29 protein-coding genes are annotated in these 25,997 nt (G+C 64.4%); 18 read left to right on the forward strand and 11 right to left on the reverse strand.

What is annotated here, in order from left to right:
• The first annotated feature begins 1 nt into the window (after window position 1).
• The 12 genes from flgC (at window position 2) to O0880_RS15345 (ending at window position 10,769) form a co-directional block, all read left to right on the forward strand.
• The gene (flgC, locus tag O0880_RS15290; protein WP_289887204.1) at window positions 2-418 is read left to right on the forward strand and encodes a flagellar basal body rod protein FlgC; all 417 of its coding nucleotides are present in this window, start codon (window positions 2-4) and stop codon (window positions 416-418) included.
• Between the two features lie 3 nt (window positions 419-421).
• Window positions 422-1,075 carry a flagellar hook capping FlgD N-terminal domain-containing protein gene (locus O0880_RS15295; RefSeq protein WP_071324111.1) on the forward strand — a complete coding sequence of 218 codons (654 nt, stop codon included), beginning with the start codon at window positions 422-424 and terminating at the stop codon, window positions 1,073-1,075.
• Window positions 1,076-1,129: 54 nt separating this feature from the next.
• Window positions 1,130-2,308: a flagellar hook-basal body complex protein gene (locus tag O0880_RS15300; RefSeq protein ID WP_071324112.1), complete on the forward strand. Its 1,179-nt coding sequence runs from the start codon at window positions 1,130-1,132 to the stop codon at window positions 2,306-2,308.
• A 26-nt stretch (window positions 2,309-2,334) separates the two neighbouring features.
• A complete protein-coding gene (locus O0880_RS15305; protein ID WP_071324113.1) occupies window positions 2,335-3,063 on the forward strand; it encodes a flagellar basal body rod protein FlgF in 729 nt (242 codons plus the stop codon).
• A gap of 33 nt (window positions 3,064-3,096) precedes the next feature.
• The gene (gene flgG, locus O0880_RS15310) at window positions 3,097-3,885 is read left to right on the forward strand and encodes a flagellar basal-body rod protein FlgG (RefSeq protein WP_198043695.1); all 789 of its coding nucleotides are present in this window, start codon (window positions 3,097-3,099) and stop codon (window positions 3,883-3,885) included.
• Window positions 3,885-4,559 carry a flagellar basal body L-ring protein FlgH gene (gene flgH, locus O0880_RS15315; protein WP_071324115.1) on the forward strand — a complete coding sequence of 225 codons (675 nt, stop codon included), beginning with the start codon at window positions 3,885-3,887 and terminating at the stop codon, window positions 4,557-4,559. Before flgG ends, flgH begins: the two co-directional genes overlap by 1 nt.
• Window positions 4,560-4,568: 9 nt before the next feature.
• Window positions 4,569-5,681: a flagellar basal body P-ring protein FlgI gene (locus O0880_RS15320; RefSeq protein ID WP_071324116.1), complete on the forward strand. Its 1,113-nt coding sequence runs from the start codon at window positions 4,569-4,571 to the stop codon at window positions 5,679-5,681.
• A gap of 2 nt (window positions 5,682-5,683) precedes the next feature.
• A complete protein-coding gene (locus O0880_RS15325) occupies window positions 5,684-6,085 on the forward strand; it encodes a rod-binding protein (RefSeq protein WP_289887362.1) in 402 nt (133 codons plus the stop codon).
• Window positions 6,086-6,168: 83 nt separating this feature from the next.
• Window positions 6,169-7,530 (forward strand): flagellar hook-associated protein FlgK, encoded by a 1,362-nt coding sequence (gene flgK, locus O0880_RS15330; RefSeq protein WP_289887216.1) that lies wholly within the window; start codon window positions 6,169-6,171, stop codon window positions 7,528-7,530.
• Window positions 7,531-7,540: 10 nt separating this feature from the next.
• Window positions 7,541-8,452 carry a flagellar hook-associated protein FlgL gene (gene flgL / locus O0880_RS15335; RefSeq protein ID WP_071324118.1) on the forward strand — a complete coding sequence of 304 codons (912 nt, stop codon included), beginning with the start codon at window positions 7,541-7,543 and terminating at the stop codon, window positions 8,450-8,452.
• Window positions 8,453-8,457: 5 nt separating this feature from the next.
• Entirely contained in the window at window positions 8,458-9,513 is a 1,056-nt protein-coding gene (locus O0880_RS15340; RefSeq protein WP_289887218.1) for a hypothetical protein, read from the forward strand.
• A gap of 155 nt (window positions 9,514-9,668) precedes the next feature.
• Window positions 9,669-10,769, forward strand: a complete 1,101-nt coding sequence (locus O0880_RS15345; RefSeq protein WP_289887219.1) for a glycosyltransferase family 9 protein — start codon at window positions 9,669-9,671, stop codon at window positions 10,767-10,769.
• Here O0880_RS15345 and O0880_RS15350 read toward each other — a convergent pair.
• Entirely contained in the window at window positions 10,754-12,919 is a 2,166-nt protein-coding gene (locus O0880_RS15350; protein ID WP_289887220.1) for an EAL domain-containing protein, read from the reverse strand. The two genes, O0880_RS15345 and O0880_RS15350, sit on opposite strands and share 16 nt — an antisense overlap.
• A 116-nt stretch (window positions 12,920-13,035) precedes the next feature.
• Window positions 13,036-13,485 (reverse strand): hypothetical protein, encoded by a 450-nt coding sequence (locus O0880_RS15355; protein ID WP_289887221.1) that lies wholly within the window; start codon window positions 13,483-13,485, stop codon window positions 13,036-13,038.
• 195 nt (window positions 13,486-13,680) lie between these two features.
• On the opposite strand from O0880_RS15355, the gene O0880_RS15360 reads away from it, so the two are divergent.
• Window positions 13,681-14,148: a PACE efflux transporter gene (locus O0880_RS15360; RefSeq protein WP_289887222.1), complete on the forward strand. Its 468-nt coding sequence runs from the start codon at window positions 13,681-13,683 to the stop codon at window positions 14,146-14,148.
• Here the strand turns inward: O0880_RS15360 and O0880_RS15365 are convergent.
• Window positions 14,124-15,005 (reverse strand): LysR family transcriptional regulator, encoded by an 882-nt coding sequence (locus tag O0880_RS15365; RefSeq protein ID WP_071324123.1) that lies wholly within the window; start codon window positions 15,003-15,005, stop codon window positions 14,124-14,126. The genes O0880_RS15360 and O0880_RS15365 overlap by 25 nt on opposite strands.
• Window positions 15,006-15,078: 73 nt before the next feature.
• Here O0880_RS15365 and O0880_RS15370 point away from each other — a divergent pair, with 73 nt between their 5' ends.
• A complete protein-coding gene (locus O0880_RS15370) occupies window positions 15,079-15,282 on the forward strand; it encodes a DUF3460 family protein (RefSeq protein WP_071324124.1) in 204 nt (67 codons plus the stop codon).
• A 141-nt stretch (window positions 15,283-15,423) separates the two neighbouring features.
• On the opposite strand, the gene O0880_RS15375 is transcribed toward O0880_RS15370, so the two are convergent.
• A complete protein-coding gene (locus O0880_RS15375) occupies window positions 15,424-16,140 on the reverse strand; it encodes a DUF882 domain-containing protein (RefSeq protein WP_071324125.1) in 717 nt (238 codons plus the stop codon).
• A gap of 132 nt (window positions 16,141-16,272) precedes the next feature.
• On the reverse strand, window positions 16,273-17,109 hold the full coding sequence (locus tag O0880_RS15380; RefSeq protein WP_289887223.1) for an EAL domain-containing protein: 837 nt from the start codon (window positions 17,107-17,109) through the stop codon (window positions 16,273-16,275).
• A 235-nt stretch (window positions 17,110-17,344) separates the two neighbouring features.
• Between O0880_RS15380 and O0880_RS15385 the strand changes: the two genes are divergently transcribed.
• Entirely contained in the window at window positions 17,345-18,157 is an 813-nt protein-coding gene (locus O0880_RS15385; RefSeq protein WP_289887224.1) for a class II glutamine amidotransferase, read from the forward strand.
• A gap of 75 nt (window positions 18,158-18,232) precedes the next feature.
• Here O0880_RS15385 and O0880_RS15390 read toward each other — a convergent pair whose 3' ends face one another.
• The gene (locus O0880_RS15390; protein ID WP_289887225.1) at window positions 18,233-18,763 is read right to left on the reverse strand and encodes a GNAT family N-acetyltransferase; all 531 of its coding nucleotides are present in this window, start codon (window positions 18,761-18,763) and stop codon (window positions 18,233-18,235) included.
• Window positions 18,764-19,111: 348 nt separating this feature from the next.
• Between O0880_RS15390 and O0880_RS15395 the strand changes: the two genes are divergently transcribed.
• On the forward strand, window positions 19,112-20,167 hold the full coding sequence (locus tag O0880_RS15395) for a sulfate ABC transporter substrate-binding protein (protein ID WP_071324129.1): 1,056 nt from the start codon (window positions 19,112-19,114) through the stop codon (window positions 20,165-20,167).
• 59 nt (window positions 20,168-20,226) lie between these two features.
• On the opposite strand, the gene O0880_RS15400 is transcribed toward O0880_RS15395, so the two are convergent.
• Entirely contained in the window at window positions 20,227-20,712 is a 486-nt protein-coding gene (locus tag O0880_RS15400) for a hypothetical protein (RefSeq protein ID WP_289887226.1), read from the reverse strand.
• A gap of 173 nt (window positions 20,713-20,885) precedes the next feature.
• Between O0880_RS15400 and O0880_RS15405 the strand changes: the two genes are divergently transcribed.
• Window positions 20,886-21,104 carry a TOBE domain-containing protein gene (locus tag O0880_RS15405; RefSeq protein WP_034757699.1) on the forward strand — a complete coding sequence of 73 codons (219 nt, stop codon included), beginning with the start codon at window positions 20,886-20,888 and terminating at the stop codon, window positions 21,102-21,104.
• Between the two features lie 59 nt (window positions 21,105-21,163).
• On the opposite strand, the gene O0880_RS15410 is transcribed toward O0880_RS15405, so the two are convergent.
• From O0880_RS15410 to O0880_RS15420, 3 genes are read right to left on the reverse strand one after another with little or no spacing between them, the layout of a single operon-like run.
• Complete coding sequence (locus tag O0880_RS15410) at window positions 21,164-21,595, reverse strand: DsrE family protein (RefSeq protein WP_289887363.1); 432 nt, start codon at window positions 21,593-21,595, stop codon at window positions 21,164-21,166.
• Between the two features lie 48 nt (window positions 21,596-21,643).
• Window positions 21,644-22,393 (reverse strand): LytTR family DNA-binding domain-containing protein, encoded by a 750-nt coding sequence (locus O0880_RS15415; RefSeq protein ID WP_289887227.1) that lies wholly within the window; start codon window positions 22,391-22,393, stop codon window positions 21,644-21,646.
• On the reverse strand, window positions 22,390-23,637 hold the full coding sequence (locus O0880_RS15420; RefSeq protein ID WP_289887228.1) for a histidine kinase: 1,248 nt from the start codon (window positions 23,635-23,637) through the stop codon (window positions 22,390-22,392). Before O0880_RS15420 ends, O0880_RS15415 begins: the two co-directional genes overlap by 4 nt.
• A gap of 417 nt (window positions 23,638-24,054) precedes the next feature.
• On the opposite strand from O0880_RS15420, the gene O0880_RS15425 reads away from it, so the two are divergent.
• A complete protein-coding gene (locus tag O0880_RS15425) occupies window positions 24,055-24,933 on the forward strand; it encodes a serine hydrolase (protein WP_071324134.1) in 879 nt (292 codons plus the stop codon).
• A gap of 120 nt (window positions 24,934-25,053) precedes the next feature.
• Here O0880_RS15425 and O0880_RS15430 read toward each other — a convergent pair whose 3' ends face one another.
• Entirely contained in the window at window positions 25,054-25,986 is a 933-nt protein-coding gene (locus O0880_RS15430) for a DMT family transporter (RefSeq protein ID WP_071324135.1), read from the reverse strand.
• Window positions 25,987-25,997 lie beyond the last annotated feature (11 nt).

Raw genomic sequence — 25,997 nt, forward strand, 5'->3', positions numbered from 1 at the left:
CATGAGCTTCCAGGATATTTCCAAGATCGCCGGTTCGGCGATGGCGGCGCAGACCGTGCGCCTGAACACCATCGCCAGCAACCTGGCCAACGCCGATTCCGTCGCCGGTTCCGAAGGCGAAACCTACCGCGCGCGCAAGCCCGTGTTTTCCGCCGTGATGGATGGCCCCGGCGCCAGCGGCGCGGGCGGCCGCGTGCAGGTGCTCGACGTGGTGCAGAGCGATGAACCGCTGCGCAAGGTCTACGAGCCGGGCCACCCGATGGCCAATGCCGACGGCATGGTGTACTACCCCAACGTCAATCAGGTGGCCGAGATGACCGACATGATGTCGGCCTCGCGCGCGTTTGAAACGAATGTCGAAGTTCTGGGCCGCATCAAGTCGATGCAGCAGTCGCTCCTCAAATTAGGTGAAGCATAAGCCATGGAAACGAATCTCTTTACAAACAACAGCAGCGGCAGCAACAGCGGCAGCAACGCCGTCAAGTCGCAAAGCAATGCCACGCAAGACATGTTCACCAAGCTGCTGGTGGCCCAGATCAAGAACCAGGATCCGCTGGCGCCGACCGACCCGAGCCAGTTCGTCAATCAGTTGACGCAGCAGGCGCAGACGGAAGCGATGCAGAACCTGTCGGCGCTGACCAGCGCCAATGCCAGCGTGCTGCAATCGATGCAGGTGCTGGCCCTGGGCGCGCAAGTCGGTTCCGAAGTGATGGTCAACAGCGACACCGTGCAGCTCGACAAGAGCAAGGTCAGCGGCAGCATCGCGCTGGCCGCCGGCACCACCAAGACCACGGTGACCCTGAAAGGCGTCGACGACAAGGAATACAAGATCGAACTGGGCGCCAAGTCGCCCGGCACCGTGCCCTTCACCATCGACCCCGTCGCGTTGGGCTTGCCTGCCGGCACCTATAAAATGACGGTCACCACCAATGGCACTGAAAAGCCGTCGGTCGACATCGCAGGCAAGCTCAACAGCGTGCGCCTGTCGTCCTCCGGCAGCATGATCTTGAGCGTGTCGAACCTGGGCGAAGTCAACCCTGGCGCGATCACCGGCTTCAACGGTAAGACGGCCTGATCCGCCCTCACCTTTCCTGAACACTAATCTCGTCCTTCACTAAAGGAAGTCAACATGAGTTTCGACATCGCCCTGTCCGGTATCCAGTCCATCAACCAACAGTTGAACAGCACCAGTAACAATATCGCCAATGCCGGCACCTACGGTTTCAAGAGCAGCCGCGCCAACTTTTCGGCCATGTACGCCGGTTCGCGCGCGACGGGCACGGAAATCGGCTCGGTCACGCAAAGCATGTCGCTCAATGGCGGCGTGCTGAACACGGGCCGCGCGCTCGACGCGGCCATCGACGGCCGCGGCTACTTCGTCACGCGCGATGCGCAAAACACCATGAACTACAGCCGCGTCGGCATCTTCTCGGCCAGCAGCGACGGCAAGCTGATCGATTCGAACGGCCGCCTGGTGCAGGGCTATGCGTCGGTAAAAGGCAGCACCACCCTGGGCACCATGGGCGACATGGTCATTCCGACGGGCCAGATTCCCGCCGTGGCGTCGACCAAGCTGGCGTATGCCGCCAACATGTCGTCCGAATGGACCATCAAGGCCGTGCCCTTCAACAAGACCAACGAACTGAGCTACAACAGCGGCAAGTCCTCGATCGTCTACGATTCGCTGGGCGCCAAGCACTCGCTGGGCCAGTACTTCGTCAAGACGGCGACGGGCGTGGACGTGCATTACACCTTCGACAACGTCGACGTGACGCCGGTGACGAGCATGACGTTCGACACCTCCGGCAAGCTGGTGACGGGCACGACCGCCTCGCCAGTCCTGCCGACGCCGCCTGGCGCGGCAGCCATGACGGTCGCCATCGACTACACGGGCACCACCCAGTTCGCCGGCGAAGCAACGACCTCGACCGACCGCGCCGACGGTTATGCCTCGGGCACCTACACGGGCGTGGAACTGGCCGACGACGGTTCCGTCGTGGCGAAATACACGAATGGCCAAAAACAAAGCATCGGCGTGATCGCCCTGGCCACCTTCCCTGACGAAGGCGCACTGACCGCCGTCAACGATACCAGCTGGGTCGCTTCGACCACGTCCGGCACCGCCATGTACGACCGTCCCGGCGTCGGCATGGCCGGCAAACTGGTGACGAGCTCGCTGGAACAGTCGAACGTCGACATCACCTCCGAACTGGTGGGCCTGATGACGTCGCAGCGTAACTACCAGGCGAACTCGAAGGTCATCTCGACCGAGAACGCCATGCTGCAATCGCTGATGCAAGCGCTGTAATCGCCACCACGCAAGGGTAAAGCATAATGGATGCGCTGATTTATACCGCCATGAGCGGGGCCGACCGGGCCCTGCGGGCACAGCAGGTACACGCCAACAACCTGGCCAACATCGAGACGGGCGGCTTCCGCGCCAACCTCGAGGTGTCGACCGCCCAGCCGCTGCAAAACGGCTATGGCTACGACGACCGCCACATGACGCAGACGCAGTCGAGCGCCATCGCCACGCGCACCGGCACCATCAAGGAAACGGGGCGCGAGCTCGACGTGGCCGTCACGGGCAACGGTTACCTCGCGGTGCAATGGCAAAACGGCGAAGCCTACACGCGCGCCGGCGCCATGGACCTCGATGAAACGGGCGCGCTGACCATCAACGGCCGGCCCGTGCTGGGCGAAGGCGGTCCCATCACGATTCCCGAGCACACCAGCCTGTCGATCGGCGGCGATGGCACGATTTCCATCCAGGTACCGGGCACGGCGCAGATGCAGACCGTCGACAAGCTCAAGCTGGTCAACGCGGAAACGGGCGAGCTGACCAAGAACGAGGCGGGCCTGATCGTGGCGCGCAGCGGCGAAGACTTGCAAGCCGACCCGACGGTGCGCCTGCGCGACCGCCACCTGGAAGGCAGCAACGTCTCGGCCGTCGAGGAAATGGTCGCCACCATGAGCCTGAACCGCAGTTTCGAGTTGCAGATGAAAGTATTCAAGGCCAGCGACTCCATGACTGAGTCCGGCAACCGCCTGCTGGGCGCCTAAGCCCAACGCCCATCAAATTATCAGGAGTAAATCATGAATCCAGCAATGTGGATCAGCAAGACCGGCGTGCAGGCACAAGATGCAAAACTGCAAGCCATCGCGAATAACCTGGCCAACGTCAATACCGTCGGCTTCAAGCGCGACCGCGTCGTCTTCGAAGACCTGTTCTACCAGGTCGAGCAGCAGCCGGGCACGCAGCGCGCCGACAACACCCTGTCGCCATCGGGCGTGCAGCTGGGTAACGGCACGCACATGGTCGGCACGCAAAAGGTGTTTACCACCGGCAGCCTGCAAACGACGAGCCGCGAATTCGACGTCGCCATCACCGGCAACGGCTTTTTGCAAGTGCTGCGCCCGAACGGCGAAGCGGCCTACACGCGCGCCGGCCAGCTGAGCCTGAATGAAAATGGCGTGATGGTCAACGCCCAGGGCTTGCCGCTGGTGCCGCAGATCACCGTGCCGAACAATGCCACGGCCATCACCATCGGCGAAAACGGCATGGTCACGGCCACGGTGCCGGGCAATGTGGCTGGCACGGAACTGGGCCAGCTGAACCTCTCCAGCTTCGTCAACCCGACCGGCTTGCTGGCACTGGGTGAAAACCTGTTCCAGGAAACGGCATCGAGCGGCACGCCGACGGAAGGCCGTCCCGGCGAAGGCGCACTGGGCAAGCTCAAGCAATACGCGCTGGAAGGCTCGAACGTGCAGGTGGTCGAAGAGATGGTCGACATGATCGCTGCCCAGCGCACCTATGAAATGAACACCAAGGTGCTGTCGGCCGCCGACAATATGCTGCAATACCTGGCGCAAGCGGCACGCTGATGAAGGCCGCAATGAAAGCTTCGGCGGCCCTGCTGCTGGTGCTGGCGGCCGGTTGCGCCAGCCGTCCGGCTGCGCCGCTGGCGCCCAGCTTTTCCGATACGCCGCTGCCGGTGGCGCCGCGCAGCACGGCGCGCGGCGGCGTCGCCGGCGGCGTCTTCAATCCCGATGCGGGCCTGGCCCTGACCTCGGACAGCCGCGCCTTCCGCGTCGGCGATGTCGTCACCGTGGCCCTGCAGGAAACCACGCAGGCAAGCAAGAAGGCCGGCACCTCGTTCAACAAGGGTTCGTCCGTCGGCGTCGCCGCCGCCGGCCTGCTGGGCAAGACTTTCCCGAAGACGGGCATCGACCTGTCCGCCGACCGCAACTTCGCCGGCGACTCGACCAGCACGCAGCAAAATGCGCTGTCCGGCGCCATCACCGTGATCGTGCAGGAAGTGCTGCCGAACGGTTTGCTGCGCGTGCAGGGCGAAAAAACCCTGACCCTGAACCAGGGCGAGGAATTCGTGCGCCTGCGCGGCTACCTGCGCTCGGCCGACATCGATTCGAACAACCAGGTGTCATCATTGCGCATCGCCAATGCGCAGATCGCCTATTCCGGCCAGGGCACCCTGGCCGAAGCCAACAAGCCAGGCTGGCTGACGCGTTTCTTCGTCGGCCCATGGATGCCGTTTTAAGGTGACATCATGAAATTTCGCTCCGCCCTGCCCCTGGCAGCCATGCTCGCAGTGCTGTCCGGCCTGTCCCTGCCCGCCAGCGCCGCGCAAGTGCTGCGCAACCTGGTCAGCATCGAGGGCGTGCGCGACAACCCGCTGGTCGGTTACGGCCTCGTCGTCGGCCTGAACGGCAGCGGCGACACGACGCAGGTGAAGTTTTCCAGCCAGTCCGTGGTCAACATGCTCAAGCAGTTCGGCGTCAAGATGCCGGACGGCGCCGAATCGAAAAGCAAGAACGTCGCCACCGTCATGGTCAGCGCAGTGTTTCCGCCCGGCTACCGCCGTGGCCAGGCCATCGACGTCACCGTGTCCTCGCTGGGCGACGCGAAAAGCCTGCGCGGCGGTACTTTATTGCTGACGCAGCTGCGCGCGGCCGACAATGAAACGTATGCGCTGGCGCAAGGCAACGTCGTCGTCGGCGGCCTCAACGCCACCGGCAAGAGCGGCTCGTCCGTCACCGTCAACACGCCCACCTCGGGCCGCATTCCGAACGGCGCCAACATCGAGCGCGAAATCCTCAGCGATTTCTCCACCAAGCCGACCGTCACCCTGAACCTGCGCCACCCGCACTTCGAGACGGCCATCAACATCGTCGAAGCCGTGAACCGCCGTTTCGGCGCCGTCGCCACCACCAGCGACGCCACCAGCGTGGAAGTGCTGGCGCCGGAAAACCCGACCCAGCGCGTGGCCTTCATGGCCAAGCTCGAAGCCTTGAGCATCGACGTCGGCGCCGATACGCCGAAAGTGGTCTTCAATTCGCGCACCGGCACCGTCGTCATCGCCGAAGGCTTGCGCGTGAAGGCGGCCGCCGTCACGCACGGCTCGCTGAAGGTCATCATTTCAGAAAGTTCGGCCGTCAGCCAGCCGGCGCCGTTCGGCCGCGGCCAGACCACCGTCACGCCGCAATCGAAGGTGTCCGTCGACCAGGGCAACGGCAATATGTTCAAATGGCCGGCCGGCGCCAAGCTGCAGGCGATCATCGACGTCGTCAACAGCCTGGGCGCCTCGCCCGACGACATCATGGCAATTTTACAAGCCCTCGACCAGGCAGGCGCCATCGAAGGCGAACTGGTAGTAATTTGATGATCAATATCAACGACAGCAGCAGCGCCCTGCCCTCGGCGCTCGACGACCGCTCCCCCGCGGCGGCGACGCCGGCCGATCCGCGCTACGCGGCCAAGGCCACCGAGGCGGCCGTCAAGTTCGAAGCCTTCTTCATCTCGCACATGCTGCGCCAGATGCGCTCGGGCACGCGCGAGATGGCGGGCGAAGACAGCGTCTTCAAGGACCCCATCAACAGCGACATGCTGGAAATGGCCGACAATCTGGTGGCCGACAAGATGGCCGGCCAGCGCGCCTTCGGCATCGCCGACGCCATCCTGCGCCAGCTGCTGCCGGCGGCCAGCGCTCCCGTTTCAGCCAACGCCACGGCCAAGGGCGCTGTCAAAACCGACAATATTGCAGCGGCGCTTAATAAATCCGTCTGAAGCGTCGCCTGTTGTAGGTAACAACGATTCCAGGCCTGCTGCCACCCGCACGCGCCACACTCTTCACGAAAGAACCTTGCCCAATGAGCATCATCAGCAATGCATTGTCAGGCAGTATCGCCGCCCAGGCCGCACTCAATGCGGCCAGCCAGAACATCGCCAACCTGCAAACGGCAGGCTATACCCGCCAGGGCGTGCTGTTGACCTCGCTTGGCGCCGGCGTCGGCGTGCGTTCGGCCGGCAATGGCGTGGAAGTGTCGGCCCTCCTGCGCTTTGCCGATGCCTACAAGAGCCAGCAAATGTGGCGCGCCGCGTCCGACCAGGGCGCCCGTTCGCAGACCCAGCCTTACCTGACGCAGCTCGAACGCGTGATGGGCGACGATGCGTCGAGCATCAGCAATGGCCTCGACGGCTTTTTCGCCGCCCTCAACGCGGCCGCCGTCGACCCCACGTCGACGCCGTTGCGCCAGCAGATCATCACGGCGGCCGACGCCATGTCGCAGCGCTTCAACAGCATCAGCACCGTCATGGGCAACCAGCTGCTGTCGGTGCACCAGCAACGCGCCGCCATCGTGCCGCAGGCCAATACGGCGCTGCAGAATATCGCCGCGCTGAACCAGCGCATCAGCACCTCGACGGCCTCGGGCACGAACGTGTCGTCGCTGATGGATGCGCGCGACCAGCTGATCGACGGCCTGGCCGCGCAGATGGGCATCGAAGTACTCGACCAGCCCGACGGTTCGCGCAATGTCTCGCTGAAATCGGGCCAGCCGCTGGTCATCGGCGGCATCGCCGGCTCCCTGAGCAGCACCATGACGGCGACGGGCGACCAGACCCTGAGCCTGGACTTCGCCAAGTCGACGTACACCCTCGACACCGTCGCCATCGGCGGCCAGATGGGCGGCCTCGGCGAATTCGAACAGAACACCCTGAAGCCGCTGCAGCAGTCGCTGCGCGACATGGCCAGCAGCGTGGCCAGCAAGGTCAACGCGCAGCTGGCCCTGGGCCAGACCATGACCGGCACGACCGGCGGTCCCCTGCTGGTGTACGCGAATGACAAGCTGAGCATCACCGCCGGCTTCAACGCCAAGGACCTGGCCCTGTCGCTGACGGGCGCTGCCGGCGACAGCGGCAACTTGCAGAAATTGATCGACATCAAGAATCAATCGATCAATGTCAACTGGGTGGGTTCGGTCCTGATCAGCGACGCCGACACGCAGCTGGTCGGCAAGCTGGGCATCTACAGCCAGCAGAACCAGGCCTTGCTGAAGACGGCCAATACGGTGCGCGCGCAAGCCATCGACGACTGGAAGTCCACCAGCGGCGTGAACAAGGACGAGGAAGCGATGAACCTGGTCGAATTCCAGAATATGTATCAAGCAAACATGAAGGTCATTTCCGTGGCGAATACCTTGTTTGACGCCACTTTGGCAATGATGGGTTAAGGAGAAGATCATGCGTGTCGCCAGTAGCCAGTACCAATCGCTGATCAATATTTCGCTTCAGCAAAACCAGGAACGCATCAATTACCTGACCCAGCAGATGTCGTCGGGCCTGCGCATCCAGCTGCCGTCGGACGACCCGATCGGCAACGTGCGCATTTCGCGCCTGACGCGCGAGCAAGCCATGGTCTCGCAATACCAGGACAATATCGCCACGGTAAAAGTGCGCCTGCTGAAAAATGAAAATTACCTGTCGAGCATGGTCACCGACATGGGCCAGGCGCGCGACCTGCTGGTCTGGGCCGCCGACGGCGGCAATGCGCCGGACGACCTGAATGCGATGACGCAATCGCTGACGGCCATGCGCGACAGCGTGCTGTACACGGCCAACCTGAAGGACCAGGAAGGCCGCTACATGTTTTCCGGCACCGCCACCGACCAGCCCGCCATCAAGTATGACCCGACGGCCGCCGTGGGCGCGCGCTACACATATATTGGCAACACCGACACGCAAACCGTGGTGGTGGGCAATGGCGTGACGCAGGCGGCCAACGTCGACGTGAAAAACCTGGAAGTGTGGCTGAACAAGATCGACCAGGCCATCACCACCCTCAGCGTCCCGGGCGTCAACGCCAACGATCCGGCCGTGCGCACGGTGGTGGGCGCCGCGCTCGACGGCACGGATGACGGCATGGATTTGCTGGCCGGCAAGATCGCCATCTTCGGCGGCGCGCAAAACATCCTGACCACGCTTTCCGGCAACCTGGACAACGTATCGCTGTCGAACAATACCGCCCTGCTGGACTTGAAGAAGACCGACATGGGCGCGGCCGCCATCGAACTGACCGGCTACCAGACGGCCCTGCAAGCGACCTACAAAGCCTACGCCAAGGTGGGCACCATTTCCCTGTTTGACCTTCTCTGACCATCATGCACATCGCTCAGACCTCTTCCTCCTCCGGCGTCAGCGCCAAGGGCGCCGGCACAGCCCGCGTCGTCGATGACGCGTCCGCCGCCATCAACGGCAGCGCCAGCTCCAGCGCGCGCCCTGAAGCGCCGGCGCCGGCGGCGAGGAGTTCGACGGCGAGCCTGAAGCGTGGCCTGAGCAACTGGGATCACCAGCTGCAGGGAGAAATTTCCAACGCCCAGCAGACGCTCGACTACCTGGCGCGCAGCAGCAGCCAGCTGCAGGCGCTGAAAAGCGAGCTGGCCGCCAAGCTGGCCGCGCGCCAGGGCCGCGAGGGGCAGGTCGAGGCGCGCGTGCGCCAGTTCAGCAATACCTGGCGCCAGCGCGCCAGCGCCTCGGGCGGCACGCTCGATGCACAGCTCAGCTACACCAGCCCGCAGCCGGCGCAGCAGAACTTCAGCATCCGCGGCCTGACCATGGCCAGCCTGCAGGAAGGGCCGCAGGAAGTGCTGGCCTTCTCCGTGGGCGGCGCGAACCAGGCCTTGCGTTCCGTGAATATCGAACCGGGTCTCAGCGGCGAGCAGATCATCGCCCGCTTCGACCAGGCGCTGATGCCGTCGGGCATCCGCGTCAAGCAGGGCGAGAATGGCGAACTGGTGTTCAGCACGCCGGAAGCGGCGTGGGCCAACGTGCGCGACAGCCTGTCCGTGCGCGGCAGCGGCATCCGCTACCCGACCGGCCAGATGAGCCGCGTGCGCACGGATGCGGAACCGGCCGCCATCGCGCCGGAAGAATGGAATACCGGCGACGTCGAAGCCCTGCGCGCCACCTTGCAGCAAGTGGTGCAGGCGCTGGCGCACCTGCAGCAGGCACGCAGCTCCGTCAGCCTGGCGCTGGCGCAAGCCACGGGACGGGTGGCGCGGGCGCAGCCGGCGCAGGTCAGCGTCAGCATGGACACGCTGGCGGAAAACTTCACGGAAAAAGCCAGCAAGCCCGGCTATGAATCGCTGCTGGCGATCAGCTCGGCCCTGGTCGGCATCAGCCGCGAACGCGTGGTCGCCCTGCTGGGACTGGGCTAGGCGCCGCCTGCGCGCCGCGCCGTCACGCGGCACGGCGCACATTAAAATCGGCGCTCCCCTATCTGCCGGCGGTGAAAATCCGTAAGATGCTGCTGGTGCGCCGGCGCCATGCGATGGCCGCCAGCACATCCCCGTCATCCACACCCGGAGTTCCCTTGATTAAGACCGTCGCCCGGCTGATCAGTCATGCCCTGCTGGGCAAACGCGGCAAGCAGCCGCTCGATATCGCGCGCGTGCGCAAGGTATTGATTTTACGCAATGACAAGATCGGCGACATGATCGTCACCACGCCGCTGCTGCGCGCCTTGAAGCAGCACTATCCCCACTGGCAGATCGACGTGGCCGCCAGCAGCGCCAACCGCGCGCTGCTGGTCGGCTGTCCGCATGTCGACGATGTCGTAATCTGGGACAAGCAATCGCTGCTGCGCGATCTGCGCACCACCATCGCCGAGCTGCGCCGGCGCCGCTACGACGTCATCTTCAACCCCTACAACCGTTTTTCCATTCCCTTGCTGTTGCGCATCAAATGGCTGGGCGCCCGCTATTTGACGGGCTTTGCCATTCCCAAGTACGGCACCTCGACGGCCAGCCTGGGCATGTTCGACCATACGGTGCCGTGCGACCGCAACGCGCACATCCTGCGCAGCTACTTCGCCGCGTTTGCCGCCTTTGGCTTGCGCGACATCGATGAGCGCTACGAACTGTATGGCGTCGATGCGCACGCGGCGCCGGTGGATGCGGCCTGCGACGCCCTGCTGCGCGCCTACGCGGGCCTGTTTTGCCTGAATTTTCAAGGAAGCAATACGCAACGCACGGTCAGCGTGGCCGACGCCCAGCGCTGCTGCGCCGCGCTGGCGGCGCGCTATCCGCGCCATGCCTTGCTGGTGATCGCCGCGCCAGGCGGCGAAGCGCGCGCCGGGGAAATCGTGCACGGCGCCGCCCGGCCGAATGTGCTGCTGGCGCCCGCGACCGCTCATATCCTGGCGCTGGCGGCCCTGATCCGCCGCTGCGAACTGGTGGTGTCGCCCGACACGTCGGTGATCCACCTGGCCTCGGCCTACGACAGGAAAATCGTCGGCTACTATATCCGCACCGACAATTACCGCTGGTTCTACCCGGCCAGCAGCCGCTACCGCGTCCTGCTGGCGCCCGGCCTGACCCTGGACAGCGTCAGCGCCGCCGACACCGTGGCGGCCGTCGAGCAGCTGATGGACGGCGATGGCGAGGCAGGCCAGCCCCGTCAGGCAGCCGGCTGAGCAGCCAGCATGGCGCCCAGCTGCGGCGCCGGCAAGGCATCGGAAAAGAAATAGCCCTGCGCATAATCGCAGCCGGCCGCGCGCAGCAGGTCGCGCTGCACGGCCGTCTCCACGCCTTCGGCCACCACTTTCAGGCCCAGCCGCTGCGCCAGCGCGATGATCGCTTCGCACAGGGCCAGTTCGGCATCGCCCTGCCCCAGTTCGCGCACCAGCGAACGGTCGATCTTGAGAAAATCGATATCGAACTTCTTCAGGCAGCCCAGCGAGGCCTGGCCGCTGCCGAAATCGTCGAGCGCCAGCGCCAGGCCCATGGCGCGGAACTGGCGTAGCCGCTCGCCCACCTGGCGCGCCTCGTCGAGCAGCACGCCTTCCGCCATGTCGATCACGATGGCGCCCGGCGCCAGTCCTTCGCGCGCCAGGTGCGCCGTCCAGTCCTGGTACAGCGCCGCATCGCAGCGAAATTCCACGGCGGACTTGTTGATGCTGATCTGGAATGCGGCGCCGGACGCGGCCTGCCACTGCCGGGCCTGGCGCACGGCTTGGCGGAAGACCCAGTCGCCGATATCGATGATCAAGCCATTGGCTTCCGCAAACGCCATGAATTCGGCGGGTGCGAGCAGGCCGCGCTGCGGGTGGCGCCAGCGCAGCAACGCCTCGGCCCGCGCGATGCCGCCGCCCTGCAGGCTGACGATGGGCTGGTAATGCAGCTCGAACTGTTCCAGCGCCAGCGCCAGGCGCATGTCGCGCGCCGTGTTGCGGCGCAGTTCGGCCGCCTGCTGCAAGGCCGGCGTGAAATAGCTGTAGCAGTTGCGCCCCGCATTCTTGGCCGCATACATGGCCTGGTCGGCATGGCGCAGCAGGGTTTCCGTTTCCTCGGCGTCGGCCGGATACAGCGCCACGCCCACGCTGGCCGACACTTGCGCGCTGTCGCCATCGAGCATGAAAGGCGCGGCCAGCGCCGCGATCAGCCCCTGCAGCACGCGTTCGATGCCGCCCAGCTGGCCCACGCCGGCCAGGAGGACGGTGAATTCATCGCCGCCCAGGCGCGCCACCGTATCCGTCGAGCGCACGCGCTCGCTGATGCGCCGCGCCGCCAGGCGCAGCAGCTGGTCGCCCTTTTCGTGCCCGAAGCGGTCATTGACTTGCTTGAAATGGTCGAGGTCGATGAACAGCAAGGCCAGGCAAGCACCTTCGCGCTTGGCGCGGCGCGCCTCGTTATGCAGGCGGTCGAGGAACATGTGGCGGTTCGGCAAGCCCGTCACCTGGTCGAAGTTGGCTTGCTGCCAGATGCGCTCGGACGCCTCGCGGTGGGCCGTGATGTCGCTGACCAGCGCCAGCGCGCCCAGGTAGCCGCCGCCGGAATCGAAGATGGGATTGGTGGCCAGCGTGGCCCACAGCGCGCTGCCGTCGCGGCGCAGGAACTTGAATTCATGGCGCTCGGCGATGCCGTCCTGGCGCCGCGCGATGTTGCGCTCGAGAATGGCACGCCCCTCGTCGTCCATGAAGGCCACCAGCGGCTGGCCCAGCATGTCCTCGATCTGGCAGCCCAGCATGTGCGCCATCTTCGGATTGACAAAGCTCGTCAGCGCCTGCGCATCGATTTCCCAGATGCCCTCCTCGGCGCTGTGGACGATGCGCCGGAAGCGCTCCTCGCTGCGTTCGAGCGCGGCCAGCTTGCCTTCGGCCTGCTCCAGCACCAGGCGCAGCGTCTGCCCGCCAGGATCGGCGCTGCCCAGCAGGCTGACGGGCAAGCCCGGTTCCGGCGCATCCGGGCGCAGCCGCACTTGCAGCTGGATGCGCTCCGGTTCATCGCTGTTGAGCACGCGCTGCACGAACTGCGCGTAATCGTGGCGGAACGCCTCGTGCACGTAGGAACGGAACAGCACATGGCCGGGGCAGCCGCGCGCCAGGCCGAACAGTTCGGCGGCGACCAGGTTCAGCTGCAGGATCACGCCATCGAGGCCCAGCACGAAATAGGCGACGGGCGCCAGCAGGTACAAATCGTTGAAATACGCCTGTTCGCGCTCGACCCGCACGCGCGCGGGGCTGAAGACGCCGTCGTCGAGCAGGGGGGCGTCAGGCCGCGGCGCGCCGTCGTCGGGACGCGCGGAGGAATCCAGTCCAGGTACCGCATGCGGTGGTTTGTCCATGGTTATCCTTTGCAGCGCCGCCCAGACAATCAGGCGGACACTGCCCCGAGACTAGCACTTAGCCGGCCCAGTGTCGAGCCATGCGCGCCATGGATAACTTTTTTACAACAAGCGCCTCAGCGTCCGTGCGCCATAGGGCGCCGGCGCAAGCCGAAGTCGTGCCCCACCACCAGCAGGGTGCTGGCCACCAGGCAGGACAGGCCGACGATCAGCTGGATCAGCTTATCGTCAGGCAAGATCCACAACGAGGATGCAGGCGTCTCGCAGCCGGTGGCGGCGCTGATCAGCGGCGCCACCCAGGCCGCGTCCGGCGTCACGTCGAGCACCACCGCGCCATCGGCGCTGGTCTGCATGTAGATGTCGCCGCCTTCGGCCAGGGTGAAGCAGATGCCGACGCCCGTTTCCGTGGCGCGGATATTGTCCTGCATGCTGCGGTTATGTTCCTCGATCCACACTTCCACGTCATACGGCGTTTCCAGGTGCTCCCAGGGGCGGGGGCGGAAACGCGGGCGTTCGTCCGGCGTGGCGGGGGACTCCGGGGTGTTGCTGTCTGCTGCGCCTTGCATGCTCTTGACCTCATCTGCGGTGGTACGGCGGAACCAGTTGCCCGCCAGCCCACATTATCCACCGTCTGCCCGTTGCGCGGTATGCCGGCGTGCGCCTTCATTCCATGGATCCATCAGAAAAACTGACAGCTATCAACTTCAAACATCAGCATGACTGACTTAAAATATGCGCCACTTCTTCTTTACAGGCTTTACATGCAAGGCATCAAACGCAAAATCGTCTACGTCACCGCCTTTGAAATCATCGGCATGGCCATTTCCACACTCTGGCTGACCCTGCTTTCGGGCGAATCGCCCACCAGCACGGGGCCGCTGGCGATCATGATCACCACCATCGCCGTCATCTGGAACCTGCTGTACAACACGGCCTTCGAATACTGGGAAATCCGGCAAGTGTCGCGCACGCGCACCGTGTGGCGCCGCATCCTGCATGCGATCGGCTTCCAGATCACCCTCGTCATCTACCTGATCCCGCTGATCGCCTGGTGGCTCAATATCAGCCTGTGGCAGGCGTTCGTGCTCGACTTCGCGCTGATGCTGATCATTCCCTGCTACAGCTTCATCTTCAACTACTTCTTCGACGGCCTGTTTGGCGTGCCCCTGTCGGCGCAGCAGCCGAAAGAAGAACCCACCGACGTTCAGGCCGCTTCGCTGAGCAACTGAAGAAAGGACCGCGCCGCCATGCCCAGCGGCCGGTCCTTGCACCACACGAGGTGGATAGGCAGCACCAGGCCATTGCCCGTGTTCTTGAACGCGACGCGGCGCACGCGCCCCGCCGCCAGCGAATCGGCGATGGCCGAGGCGGCGAAATTGCCCCAGCCCAGGCCCGCCTCGACCATGGACAGCGCCATCGGCAAGCTGTCCGTGCGCCAGTAGGACAGTCCCACCACGGGACGCGCATCGGCCAGGTCCAGCTCGCGGCTGGCCACGATGATCTGGCGCAAATTCACCAATTCCTCGATATACAGGGGCCGGCCCGCCTCGCTGGGTGCATGCTGCGTGGAAATAATCGCCAGCAAGGCGTCGCTGCCCACCAGCTGGAACTGCTCTTCATGGTTGATGCGCCCGCCGCCGAAGGCCATGCAGGCGCTGATGCGGCCCCGGTGCAGCATGTCGAGCACGTCATCCTGCGGCGCCGTCAGCACCTCAATGTCGAGCAGCGGGTGGCGCTGCGACAAGGCCCGCACGGCGCGCAAAAAAGGCGCATGATCGAGTTCTGCCGCGATGCCCAGCGAAATGCGGCTTTCCAGGCCTTGCGACAATTGCTGCGCATGCAAGTGCAACTGTTTCAGCTGGTCGGCGATCAGGCGCGCATGGGGTATCAGGGCCACGGCGGCCGGCGTGGGCACGGCTTCGCGCGCGCCGCGGTCGAACAGGACGATCCCCAGTTCCGCCTCGATATTCGCGATCGCCATGCTGACGGCCGACGGCGCCCGCCGCAAGGCGCGCGCGGCGCTGGAAAAGGAACCGCCGTCGACGACGGCCAGGAACAGTTCGATGTTATGGCTGGAAAGTTTCATGGGGCAGGAAGGGAAAAGCGGCACTTTTGCGCGCGCCGGCGGTCAAACAGCAAGGACAAGCACAGGAGCAGCCATGCATCATGCACTCACCTACCGCCGCGGCGGCTATGTATCGGACTTTACCCGCTTTATCGATGGCTATCTGCAAGCGCATCCCGAGGTGCAGGCCAGCCAGCGCCGGGGCTGGCGCATCTTCTGGGAGCGCCCCGTGAATTTCGACGCATGGCGGCGCGCCGGCAACGACAGCGTGCCGGAGCCGCCCTACCACTACGATTAGCGAGCAGGCGCCTGACAACATCGTCGTGGCATCATCGTGGGGGGGGCAGCCACTGGCGGGCAGGACTGCAGCCGTACCAGGGCACGGCTGCAGTGGCCATCGCAGGCCGCAAGGCGCGCCGCGCGCGGTTGGGCCTGGCGCTTAGCCTTTCCAGGTGCGCTGCAGCCCCGTATCGGCATGGATCCAGCCGCCACGGGGGCCGGAACGGTAATAGAAGCCCACGCCGCCCTGCTTGAAGCTGCGCACGAGCGAACCGAGCACTTCCGCGTTCAGGTTGGCCACGCGGATGTCGGCGGCACGGCCCGAGATGTGCAGCGACTGGCGCGCGGCCGGCACGCCCGCTTCGCGCAGCCGGCTGTTCGACTCGGCCGTGCGGTAGCCTGACAAAATCTCAAGCGGCTGCTCGATGCCGTAGCGGGCCACGAACGCTTGCGTGCCCCACAGGGTTTCCAGCAGTTTCGGGTCGATCGGCGCCGTCTTCTTGCCGTTGACGTCACGCAGCAGATGGCACAGCTCCTGGTAGGCTGAATCGATGACCTCGCCATCTTTCCAGTACAGCAGTTTCGCCTTTTCATTGCTGGCCGGGCGCACCACTTCCAGCGTGCGCGGCTTGAGCCAGAATTCCAGGTCCAGCGCCTGCGCGTCGAAGATGTCGGGTGGCGGTTCCAGCTCCGTGATGGGCTGGCGCGTCTGCGAGGTCACGGAGCGGTCGATGCTGGCCAGCTGCGTCGGCTGCGGCGGCACGCCCGTGCGCGGAGCGCGCGGCTTGGCGCTGGCCGTGGCCGAGGCGGGAGCGGCCGTGCGCGAGGCGCAGCCGATGAGGGGAGTGGCAACCAGGCCCAACGCGGCCAAGCTCATACCGTGGTGTAGAAAATTTCTGCGCGATGCCATAGTCATTCCAATATAACGATACGAATACTATAGCGTATTGTGCTGCGAAGAAAAACCCTCAATGCCTATCGTACGGGCCTGATTGCGGCCCATGGCGCCTCAGGCGGCAAAAGCGACGGGCGCGGCGCCCCCTTTCGCCTGTGCCAGCGCCGTCAGGGGCTTGTCCAGCAAATAGCCCTGCGCCACGATGGGCAAGCCCGTGGCCGCGGCGATGCGCTGCAGCGCGGCCAGCGCGGCCGGCGTGTCGAGGCGCTTGAAGACGACGCGTATCTTGGCCGCATGGCACAGGGTGACGAAACTGGCGGCCGCGTCCTCGTCGCTGAGGTTGCCCGCGTCGAGCTTGAAGGCGTGCGGATGCAGGCGCTCCAGCATGCCCGTGGCCTCGTGCACGCTGGCCACGTTGATGGCCAGGCGGAAACCGTTGCGGCGGTAGTTGTCGGCCACGTAATTGAGCAGCCAGCCCTGGTTCGGCGTAACGGCCGGCAATTGCAGCACGATGCGCTCGATCGGCAAGCCCAGCGCGTCGAGGATGCGCTGGAAGGCGTGGCCATGGTTGCTGCTGACGGCGCTCAGCAGGCGGTCATGCACGTTCAGGTACAGGTCCGACTGTTCCGCTTCCGGCTGGCGGAAGAAATTGATGGCGTGCAGCATGCGGCACAGGCGGTCCAGCTCCACGGATTCATCGTCGCTGGCCGCATGGTCGAGCAAACGCCACAGCGACAGGCCTTCATCGGCCCTGGAGACGCTGCGCGCCAGGCCTTCGAAGGCCACCAGCTTGCCGCTTTCCAGTTCGCGCAGCGGCTGGAAGGCGCTCGTCATGGTGCAATTGAAGAAGCGCCCGAGCGCCCTGCCCTCGTCATCGAGCCAGACGCTGGTGCCGGCCTGGGTTTGGTGCGACAGGCGGGCCAGGTAGTTTTTCAGGACGGGAAACGGCATGGAGGGCTCCTTCATCGGGCTGCACCAAAGCCCCTCATGGGGACGGCGGTGCCAAAGTGTGCAGACTAAGGCAAGGCGAATCGCAGGAGAACGAATGGTTTCGCCGTTTGATATGCGCCCAGCGCATAAGGAAAAGACAACGGCCGGCGCATAACGATAGTCAGAAACATTCCTTCCCGCCCCCTGGTCCAGGCTTTACTGTTGCCGTGTACCGATATCATCAGGAAGGGCCGCCATGTGCCAGTTACTCGCTATGAACAGCAGCAAGCCCGCCGCGCTGGGTTTTTCATTCGCCGGCTTCGCCGAACGGGGCGGACGCACGGACGAGCACCGCGACGGCTGGGGCATCGCCTATCATTCCAGTAGCGGCTGCACCCTGCTGACGGACCACCTGGCCGCCATCGATTCGCCGCTGGCGGCCACGGTGCAGCAGCATCCCGTCAAGGCGAAGAACATCGTCGCGCACATCCGCAAGGCCACGCAGGGCCGCATCGCGCCGGAAAACACGCACCCGTTCGCCCGCGAGCTGTGGGGCAAGACCTGGTCCTTCGCCCATAACGGCGACTTGAAGATGTGGGCCGCGCCCGCCAATGCGCATTACCGCGCCAGCGGCGACACGGACAGTGAACAGGCGTTCTGCCACTTGCTGGCCAGCCTGCGCGCGCGCTTTCCCGGTGGCGAACCGGCACGCGGCCTCCTGCGTGCCGCCATCGCCGAGGTCGCCACGGAGATCGCCGCGCATGGCAGCTTCAATTTCATCCTCTCCGATGGCGAGGTGCTCTTCGCCCACTGCTCCACGCATCTGCACTACGTGATCCGCGAATACCCATTTTCCGTGGCGCAACTGATCGACTGCGAGCGCAGCATCGACTTTCGCCAGCACAACCACCTCGACGACCGCATCGCCGTCATCGCCACGCATCCGCTGACGGAAAACGAGGACTGGGTGGCGTTCGCGCCCGGCGAATTGAAACTGTTTGCCGGCGGCACCCTGCTGCAGGCAAGCGAGACGGCGCCGCAAGGCGTGTATATCCAGATCAGTTACTGAAGGGAAATTGTGAGGGAGATGCTCAAACGGAGGAAAAGGCCCGCCGCCGGATGGGCGGGCTGAGGGGAATGGCCGTCAGGCCGAGTTGCAGTTGCAAAAGCGCTTGCGCTTGGGATCGCCGCTGGCCAGGCCGGCCGGGTCGATCTGTTTCCAGCAAAAAATGGTTTCCACGCCATACGGCGAGCGCACATTGCCCGCCTCGACATAGCCCTGCTTGACGAAAAAGGTCTGGCTGCTGGCCGTGCTGTGCAGCTGCAGGGCCTTGATGCCCCACTCCCGGGCCTGCTCTTCCAGGCGTTCCACGAGGGCCTTGCCCGCGCCCCGGCCTTGCGCCTCGGGCAGCAGGTAGCACAGGGCCAGCTTGCCGGCGCGCGTCAGCAGGCCGACGCCGACGACGGCGCCCCGGTCGACGGCGACCAGCGAAAAATTGGTGGGCGAGGCAAACCAGCACGCCACCATCTGCGGTGTTTTATTGCCCAGCCAGGCTTCCAGGATGGCCGGATCATCGCGATGATCGAGGCTGCAGCATTCGACGATCGAGCGTCGTAATACATTGCACGCTTCGAATGCGTCAGTCGATGTTGCAATACGAATTTCAAGACTCATGTACGCTCACAAAATATTCCAGTTGCCGATACAGGCGGTTTTCACCCTGTAGCGCGCAATTCGACTATACACCAAGCGGCGCTTTCGGGTTTTTTCGCGCCACGCCACGGGTCGGTTTTACCCATGGCATGACGTTGCAGATCAGCGCCCATCCCCGTAGATGAATACCCCCCCTGCCGGGATAAACTCTAGGCCCTGCCACGCATCTTGCCCACGAATGTTTCCAAAAAACGATATCTGTTTTTTAGAGGAAACGGGAATCGGATCTAAGCATATTACGAAAAATTCGTTTCTTTTCCGGCCGGAATTTTAGACTATGTCTATCTATTCTCACAACAAGAGTTCAACATGACCCATACCAACGCCGTATCGACGACCGTATCGACGCTCAGCCAACGCTCGCGCCGCTGGTTCCTGGCCAGCGCCCTGGCCGCCTCCGCTGCCGCCATGAGCCTGCCGATGTCCGCCAGCGCGGCCGAACCGGTGGTCTTGCTGAATGTCTCGTATGACGTCATGCGCGAACTGTTCAAGGACGTGAATCCCGCATTTATTGCTGAATGGCAAAAGAAAACGGGCGAAACCATCACCATCAAGCAATCGCACGGCGGCTCCAGCAAGCAGGCGCGCTCCGTCGCCGATGGCCTCGAAGCGTCCGTCGTGACCATGAACCAGGCCAACGACATCGATCTGCTGGCCGACCGCGGCCTCGTGGTGGCCGACTGGGCAAAAAAATTCCCGAATAACGCGGCACCGTTCTATTCGACCATGGTGTACCTGGTGCGCAAAGGCAACCCGAAACAGATCAAGGATTGGGACGACCTGGCCAAGCCCGGCATCAAGGTCATCGTGCCCAACCCGAAAACCTCGGGCAATGGCCGCTACACCTACCTGGCCGCATGGGGCTATGCCGTGAAAAAAGGCGGCACTGAAGCGCAGGCGCGCGACCTCGTCACCAAGCTGTTCAAGAACGTGCCCGTGCTCGACGGCGGCGGCCGCGGTGCCACCACCACCTTCACGCAGCGCGAAATCGGCGACGTGCTGGTGACGTTTGAAAATGAAGTGCAACTGGTGCGCAAGGAATTCGGCGACAACTTCGAAGTCGTGTATCCAAGCATCTCCATCCTGGCCGAGTCGCCGGTGGCCGTCGTCGACAAGGTGGTCGACCGCCGCGGCATCCGCAAGGAAGCCACGGCCTACCTGCAATACCTGTACTCGGAACCGGGCCAGGAATGGGCCGCGAAGCACTTCCTGCGGCCGCGTTCGGCCGCGGTCGCGAAGAAATACGCGGCCAGCTTCAAGCCGATCACCCTGTTCACGGTCGACGATGTGTTTGGCGGCTGGAAACAGGCACAAAAGAAACACTTTGACGATGGCGGCGAGTTCGACAAGATTTATCAGAAGTAAGTTTGCGCTACAACAAAAAAACCGGGACATGTCCCGGTTTTTTTGTTGCCGCCACGCCGTCACTGTTTCTTCAGCAGCAGCCTAAATTGCGGCAGCCAGCGCTCGCCCGACTGGATTTCGCCGTGCGCCTCGTAGGCGTCGCCCGACGGCGTCCAGCGCACGCGGTACGTCAGGACCTTGCCGCCGGCGCCCACGTACTGCGTGGCGGGAAAGTCGAGGCCACCATCGGCCGGCAGCATCGTGCCACGGCTGTAGCCGCCGCTGTTTTCCACGTACAGGAAGGCCACCTGGTTCGCCGCGGCGTCGTGGTAATACGTGGTTTCGCCCACGTAGTCGGGCTTGCCGGGGCTGCGCACCGTGTGCACGTCGCGCAGCATCTTGCCGCCATATAGCCACTGGAAACAGTGCTCATCCGTTTGCCTGCCGCCAGGGAACTCGCCCTTCCAGCAATGCCCGGCCAGGAAGGCCATCGGCTGCAGCGCCGCGACGGCTTGCGCCTGCACGGCGGACGAGGATAACAGCAGCAGCGGCAGCAGGATGCGCATGGAGGAACTCCCGTTGGCAAGCGTCCAGTATAGGCGAATAATATGCTTGCGTCAGCGCTGGCGCACGCTTTGCGCATAACGATATGCGCATCGATTCGTGGTCAAAACGGCGCGCGCGCCGTACTCTGGCCATGTCGCGCCGCACGGCGTATTACGGGAATAAAGGAAACATCATGGCTATCTCGGAAGTGAACGTACGCAACCAGTTTCGCGGCAAGATCAAGGAAATCATCTTCGGCCCCGTGGTGTCCGAGGTGGACGTGGAAACGCCGCACGGCATCGTCACCTCGGTGATCACCTCGCGCTCGATCAAGGACCTGGACTTGAAAGTGGGCAGCGAAGTCATCGCGCTCGTGAAATCGACGGAAGTGTCGATCGCCAAGATCCAGTAAGCGCCGTCTCCCCCATGCGCCGCGCCCCGCCATCCTGGCGGCGGCGCGGTTTTTTTGTCTTACGGCTTGATATACACATACCCTTCCTGCGCCTGCAGGCGGGTCACCTCGGCCACGCCCGACGGCACGATGACGGCTTCGGGCAAGACGCGCTGGCGGTCGATCTTGCGGCCTTCGAGCGTGTTATTGCAGACACGAAATCCCACGCCGCGCCGCGCCAGCTCGCGCACCGCGACGTCGTACGGCGTCCCATCCTTGGCGATGGCGCCATCGAGCAGGAAGTCGATGCCGGGGCCATGCGCGACGAGCACGATGGTGGCCTGAGGGCTGGCGTCCAGGTGATTGCGGATATTCCTCAGCGCAGCCGTGGCATTGTTGGCGTCATTGACGTGATAGACGACTTTTTCCGCCCTGGCATCTGCCTGCGCCGCGCTGGCGGCAGTGCAGGAAAACAAGGCGAGGAGGACGGCGGCGAAGCAGCGGCGAAACATGTTCATGAGATTCCCATTCAGTGGCAAATTAAAAACATTGCCATCATATCAATCCCTGAACAAATACGTAAAGGTCCGGCTGACGGGCAGTTTTTCCGTACTGCCACGCAGCAGCACCTGCATGCGCTCGGCGTCGATGCGTTCGGCCGCCGCGATGGCGCTGACATTGACCATGGTGCCGCGGTGGATTTGCCAGAATTGCTCAGGATCAAGCCCGCCCAGTAAATCCTTCAGCGGCGTGCGCACCAGCGCTTCCGCGCCGGCCAGCACGACGCGCGTGTACTTGGTGTCGGCCTGGAAGAACAGCACGTCATTGACGTCGATCAAGCGGATCTGCTTGCCCACGCTGGCCTTGATCCATTTCAGTTTTTCGCGCGGCGGCGCCGGCAGCGCCGCGCGCAGCGAGTGCAGCAGGCTGGCCATGTCGGCCGGCTGCGCATCGAGCTTGCCGCGCAGGCGGGACAGCGCGCGCGCCAGCCGCTCGCCCTGCACCGGTTTCAGCAGGTAATCGACGGCGCCCGCGTCGAACGCGTCGACGGCGTACTGGTCATACGCGGTGACAAACACCACGTGCGCCCGCGTGCCGATGCGCTCGGCCACTTCCAGGCCCGACAGGCCGGGCATGCGGATGTCGAGGAACACCACCTGCGGTTCATGCTCGAGGAAGCCGTCCCAGGCATCGTTGCCGTTTTCCGCCACCAGCACGATGCGCGCCTCGGGCCAGGCCAGCGCCAGCATGGCTTGCAGGCGCTCGCGCATCAGCGGCTCGTCTTCGGCGATCAGGATGGTGGCGTTCATGCGGCCAGCTCTTTCGTCATAACATTGATCGGCAACACAATCTCGGCCACCACCCCGCCCTCGTCCCCATCGCGCACCTGCAGGCTGGCGGCGGCCGTGGCCAGCCGCAGCCGGCCGCGCACATTCTCCAGGCCCAGGCCGCCGCCGGGCACGCCGCCCGCGCCCAGGCCCACGCCCGTATCCCGCACGCGCAGGCACATGGCGCCATCCGCGTCCAGCACGGCCGAGACGGCGATCTCGCCGCCGCGCAGCGACGGTTCGATGCCATGCTTGATGGCGTTTTCCACCAGCGTCAGCAAGATCATGCTGGGCACCGGCGTCCGCGCCAGGCCCGGCGGCAAGTCGAGCCGGCAGGACAGGCGCGCGCCCATGCGCACCTGCATCACTTGCAGGTAGGCTTGCACCACGTCGAATTCCGTTTGCAGTGGCACCTGGTCGGCGCGCATCTCGGCCAGGCTGGCGCGCAGGAAGGCGATCAGGTTGGCCGTCAGCGCGGCCGCCTGCGCCGCGCCCTGGGCGCCCTGCTCGGCCAGCTGCTGCACGGCGCCCAGGGTATTGAACAGGAAATGCGGTTCGATCTGCGCCCGCAGCAGCCGCAGCTGCGATTCGCTCAGTTCGCGCGCCAGGCGGTCGCGCTCGGCATCCTGCTGCAGCTGCAGGGCCAGCGCCTCGTACTCCCTGTTGCGCCAGACGACGACGATCATGACGGGCACCAGATACACGAGGCCGGAAACGAGCGCGGCCCAGGCGCCCACGCGCGCGCCGCGCTCGAGCGCCGCGCCGACGGAACTGTTGCCCTCCAGCATAGAGCGCAGGATGCCGATGCCGACGCCGGCCAGGGCGGGCAAGACCAGCAGCAACAGCGCCTTGAGCTTCTGCTGCGCCAGCTTGCGGTAATTGAACCAGACGCCCAGCACGCCCCACGCCATCGCCAGGCCGAGGACATTGCTGAGCACCACGGCCTTGGCCCAGCCTACCCTGTCGGGCAGCAGCAGGTGCAGCGCGACGCCGATCAGGCTGAACAGCAGCACCAGCCTGGCTGCCGCCAGGTAAAAGCCGGCGCCCCGGTACTTGAGCATGAAGGCATGGAATTGCTGGCGCTCGATCGGCGTCAGGGTGACCAGCCGCAAGGCCACCCAGCGCCGCCAGCCATGCGGCAACTGGGCCGCCGTATCCGGATGCGCGAGTACCCTGAGGGTTTCATCGTCGTAACAGCGATACCATCCGGCAAATTTTTTCCACATGCTGCGTTCTCCCAGTCGCGTTAATCAGGCATGAACGCAGTCTACGGCGCGCCGTTTCCAGGGCACAGCGTCGGGCGACGAAACACGAAGCGGCAGGCATCAACGACGAAGCGCGCGGCGCGCGTCGGGGACGTGCCGGCCAATATTGCTGAAATAATACGAAGTTTCCATAACGAAATCAATAATTGCGTAACAATTTTCACTCCGGCAAGAATAAGCGCTTTTATTTGCCAAATTGGCCGCAACGCCGCCTGTGGCGCGCCTGTACCGTAGACATCGCTTGATCTTTAATGGTATTGTCTACACTTGGCAAATATTGCCTCCGAGATACATGCCGCGTTCCCTCGCGGCCCTGTCCCGGCTTTGCGCGCAGCGCCCACGGTGGCGCCCCAAAACTGCTTTTCCACATACGATCCCATGCTCAAAAAAATGTTCGCCGCGGTGCTGATGACGCTTTCGACAGCGGCCATCGCCGTGCCTTTCGGTTCCCAGTCGATACTGGTGGTCGAAGACGGCACAGGCAAAGTCTTGCTTGAAAAAAATTCCAACGTGGTGGTGCCCATCGCCTCGCTGACCAAACTCATGACAGCCATGGTCGTGCTCGATTCCAAGGCCAATATGCAGGAAGAGATCAGCATCGACCGCGAAGACGTCGATACGCTGAAACACAGCACCTCGCGCGTGCCCGTGGGCGCCACGCTGAGCCGGCACGACGTGCTGCAACTGGCGCTGATGTCGTCCGACAACCGCGCCGCCGCCTCGCTGGCGCGCACCTTTCCCGGCGGCCCGACCGCGTTCGCCGTGGCCGTCAACGCCAAGATCAAGGCGCTGGGCATGCACCAGACCGTGATCGAAGAGCCGACGGGCCTGTCGCCGAACAACCAGTCGACGGCGGCCGACCTCGTCAAGATGGCCGTGGCCGCCTCGCGCTACCCGGAAATCAGCCGCATCACCACCGATTCGAAGGACGTGATCCAGATCAAGGGCCGCGACGTGGAATACCACAACACGAACCGCCTGGTGGGCGCCAAGGGCTGGGATATCGGCTTGTCGAAGACGGGCTACACGAATGAGGCGGGACGCTGCCTGATCATGCGCATCAAGTCGGCCGGCAAGTTCGCCACCATGATCCTGCTCAACGCGCGCGCCAATTCCGTGCGCGCCATGGACGCCGTCAATATCCGCCGCATGCTGGCGGCCGAGAACGGCATCGAAGAGCCAAAGGTGATGCGCGCCTCCGTCAGCCGGCACAAGAAGGCGCCGGCGAAGCCATCGAAGCGCCGCCGCGCACGTTAAGCACGGCTGAGAAAACGCCCATGGCGGCGTTGCAGTGCCTGGCCGTACTAGTCGTACTGCCTGCGGCACTGCGCCTTGCCCTGAACGTTTTTCAGGCGTGCTTTCATACCGGAAAAATACTTATTTCGCTTGCCGGTTGGTCATCACCACGCCGGCTATCGTCACCGCGCCGCCCACCAGCATCGAGGCCAGCACGGGTTCGCCCAGCAGCGCCGCCGCCAGTACGATGCCGAACACGGGCACGAGGTTGTTGAAGACGGCCGTGCGCGACGGGCCCAGCGCCTTGACGCCCTCGTAATACCAGACAAAGCCGATCACCGTGCCGAACACGCCCAGGTAGCCGATGGCGGCCCACACTTGCCAGCCGAAGCTGCGCCACGGCACGCCCGGAAATTCCACGGCCGCGCCCACCAGCAGGAAAGCCAGGCCCCACATCGATGCATACGTGGTGGCGGCGATCGGGCTCAGGCCCTTCAGCGCGACCCGGCCGATCAGGGTGTAGGCGGCCCAGCTGGAGATGCCGCAAAACATGAAGACCTCGCCGGCGCCGATGCCGCCGCCCGTGCCGTGCAGCACGCCGGCGATATCGCCGCGCGTGATGACGATGGCCGTGCCGCAGAATGCCAGCATGATGCCGAGCCACTTGAAGGAACCGAGCCGTTCGCGGAACAGCATGGCCGAGGCCAGCGCCGTGACGATGGGGTTCAGGGCCACGAACAGGGCCGTGCGGCCGGCCGGCATGCGCGACAGCGCCGCCAGGAAGCACAGGTTATACAGGAAGATGCCCGTCAGGCCCAGCGCCGCCGTCGTCGCCAGCTGCTTGCGGTCCAGGCGCGGCAAGCCCCCTTCGAGTTTCCATGCCAGCACGACCAGCAGCAGCACGGCGACGCCGAAGCGTCCGCTGGCTGCCGTCATCGGCGGCATCTGCTGCGCCAGCACGCGGCCCGCGATAAAGGTGCCGCCCCAGAACAGGGCGACGAAAATCAGTTTGAGGTAGACGAGCGGCGATTGCACGGAAGGCAAGGCGGCTGACGGTACGGCGGTAGTGCGCATGGAAAGTCCTA

It is taken from the genome of Janthinobacterium sp. SUN118, from assembly GCF_030397695.1.
GTDB lineage: Bacteria > Pseudomonadota > Gammaproteobacteria > Burkholderiales > Burkholderiaceae_D > Janthinobacterium.

What these genes read in the sequence shown, in the direction of transcription:
- flgC (WP_289887204.1), top strand. Translation starts at nt 2, where the DNA reads ATGAGCTTCCAGGATATTTCCAAGATCGCCGGTTCGGCGATGGCGGCG.
- O0880_RS15295 (WP_071324111.1), top strand. Translation starts at nt 422, where the DNA reads ATGGAAACGAATCTCTTTACAAACAACAGCAGCGGCAGCAACAGCGGC.
- O0880_RS15300 (WP_071324112.1), top strand. Translation starts at nt 1,130, where the DNA reads ATGAGTTTCGACATCGCCCTGTCCGGTATCCAGTCCATCAACCAACAG.
- O0880_RS15305 (WP_071324113.1), top strand. Translation starts at nt 2,335, where the DNA reads ATGGATGCGCTGATTTATACCGCCATGAGCGGGGCCGACCGGGCCCTG.
- flgG (WP_198043695.1), top strand. Translation starts at nt 3,097, where the DNA reads ATGAATCCAGCAATGTGGATCAGCAAGACCGGCGTGCAGGCACAAGAT.
- flgH (WP_071324115.1), top strand. Translation starts at nt 3,885, where the DNA reads ATGAAGGCCGCAATGAAAGCTTCGGCGGCCCTGCTGCTGGTGCTGGCG.
- O0880_RS15320 (WP_071324116.1), top strand. Translation starts at nt 4,569, where the DNA reads ATGAAATTTCGCTCCGCCCTGCCCCTGGCAGCCATGCTCGCAGTGCTG.
- flgK (WP_289887216.1), top strand. Translation starts at nt 6,169, where the DNA reads ATGAGCATCATCAGCAATGCATTGTCAGGCAGTATCGCCGCCCAGGCC.
- flgL (WP_071324118.1), top strand. Translation starts at nt 7,541, where the DNA reads ATGCGTGTCGCCAGTAGCCAGTACCAATCGCTGATCAATATTTCGCTT.
- O0880_RS15340 (WP_289887218.1), top strand. Translation starts at nt 8,458, where the DNA reads ATGCACATCGCTCAGACCTCTTCCTCCTCCGGCGTCAGCGCCAAGGGC.
- O0880_RS15350 (WP_289887220.1), bottom strand. Translation starts at nt 12,919, where the DNA reads ATGGACAAACCACCGCATGCGGTACCTGGACTGGATTCCTCCGCGCGT.
- O0880_RS15355 (WP_289887221.1), bottom strand. Translation starts at nt 13,485, where the DNA reads ATGCAAGGCGCAGCAGACAGCAACACCCCGGAGTCCCCCGCCACGCCG.
- O0880_RS15360 (WP_289887222.1), top strand. Translation starts at nt 13,681, where the DNA reads ATGCAAGGCATCAAACGCAAAATCGTCTACGTCACCGCCTTTGAAATC.
- O0880_RS15365 (WP_071324123.1), bottom strand. Translation starts at nt 15,005, where the DNA reads ATGAAACTTTCCAGCCATAACATCGAACTGTTCCTGGCCGTCGTCGAC.
- O0880_RS15370 (WP_071324124.1), top strand. Translation starts at nt 15,079, where the DNA reads ATGCATCATGCACTCACCTACCGCCGCGGCGGCTATGTATCGGACTTT.
- O0880_RS15375 (WP_071324125.1), bottom strand. Translation starts at nt 16,140, where the DNA reads ATGAGCTTGGCCGCGTTGGGCCTGGTTGCCACTCCCCTCATCGGCTGC.
- O0880_RS15380 (WP_289887223.1), bottom strand. Translation starts at nt 17,109, where the DNA reads ATGCCGTTTCCCGTCCTGAAAAACTACCTGGCCCGCCTGTCGCACCAA.
- O0880_RS15385 (WP_289887224.1), top strand. Translation starts at nt 17,345, where the DNA reads ATGTGCCAGTTACTCGCTATGAACAGCAGCAAGCCCGCCGCGCTGGGT.
- O0880_RS15390 (WP_289887225.1), bottom strand. Translation starts at nt 18,763, where the DNA reads ATGAGTCTTGAAATTCGTATTGCAACATCGACTGACGCATTCGAAGCG.
- O0880_RS15395 (WP_071324129.1), top strand. Translation starts at nt 19,112, where the DNA reads ATGACCCATACCAACGCCGTATCGACGACCGTATCGACGCTCAGCCAA.
- O0880_RS15400 (WP_289887226.1), bottom strand. Translation starts at nt 20,712, where the DNA reads ATGCGCATCCTGCTGCCGCTGCTGCTGTTATCCTCGTCCGCCGTGCAG.
- O0880_RS15405 (WP_034757699.1), top strand. Translation starts at nt 20,886, where the DNA reads ATGGCTATCTCGGAAGTGAACGTACGCAACCAGTTTCGCGGCAAGATC.
- O0880_RS15410 (WP_289887363.1), bottom strand. Translation starts at nt 21,595, where the DNA reads ATGTTTCGCCGCTGCTTCGCCGCCGTCCTCCTCGCCTTGTTTTCCTGC.
- O0880_RS15415 (WP_289887227.1), bottom strand. Translation starts at nt 22,393, where the DNA reads ATGAACGCCACCATCCTGATCGCCGAAGACGAGCCGCTGATGCGCGAG.
- O0880_RS15420 (WP_289887228.1), bottom strand. Translation starts at nt 23,637, where the DNA reads ATGTGGAAAAAATTTGCCGGATGGTATCGCTGTTACGACGATGAAACC.
- O0880_RS15425 (WP_071324134.1), top strand. Translation starts at nt 24,055, where the DNA reads ATGCTCAAAAAAATGTTCGCCGCGGTGCTGATGACGCTTTCGACAGCG.
- O0880_RS15430 (WP_071324135.1), bottom strand. Translation starts at nt 25,986, where the DNA reads ATGCGCACTACCGCCGTACCGTCAGCCGCCTTGCCTTCCGTGCAATCG.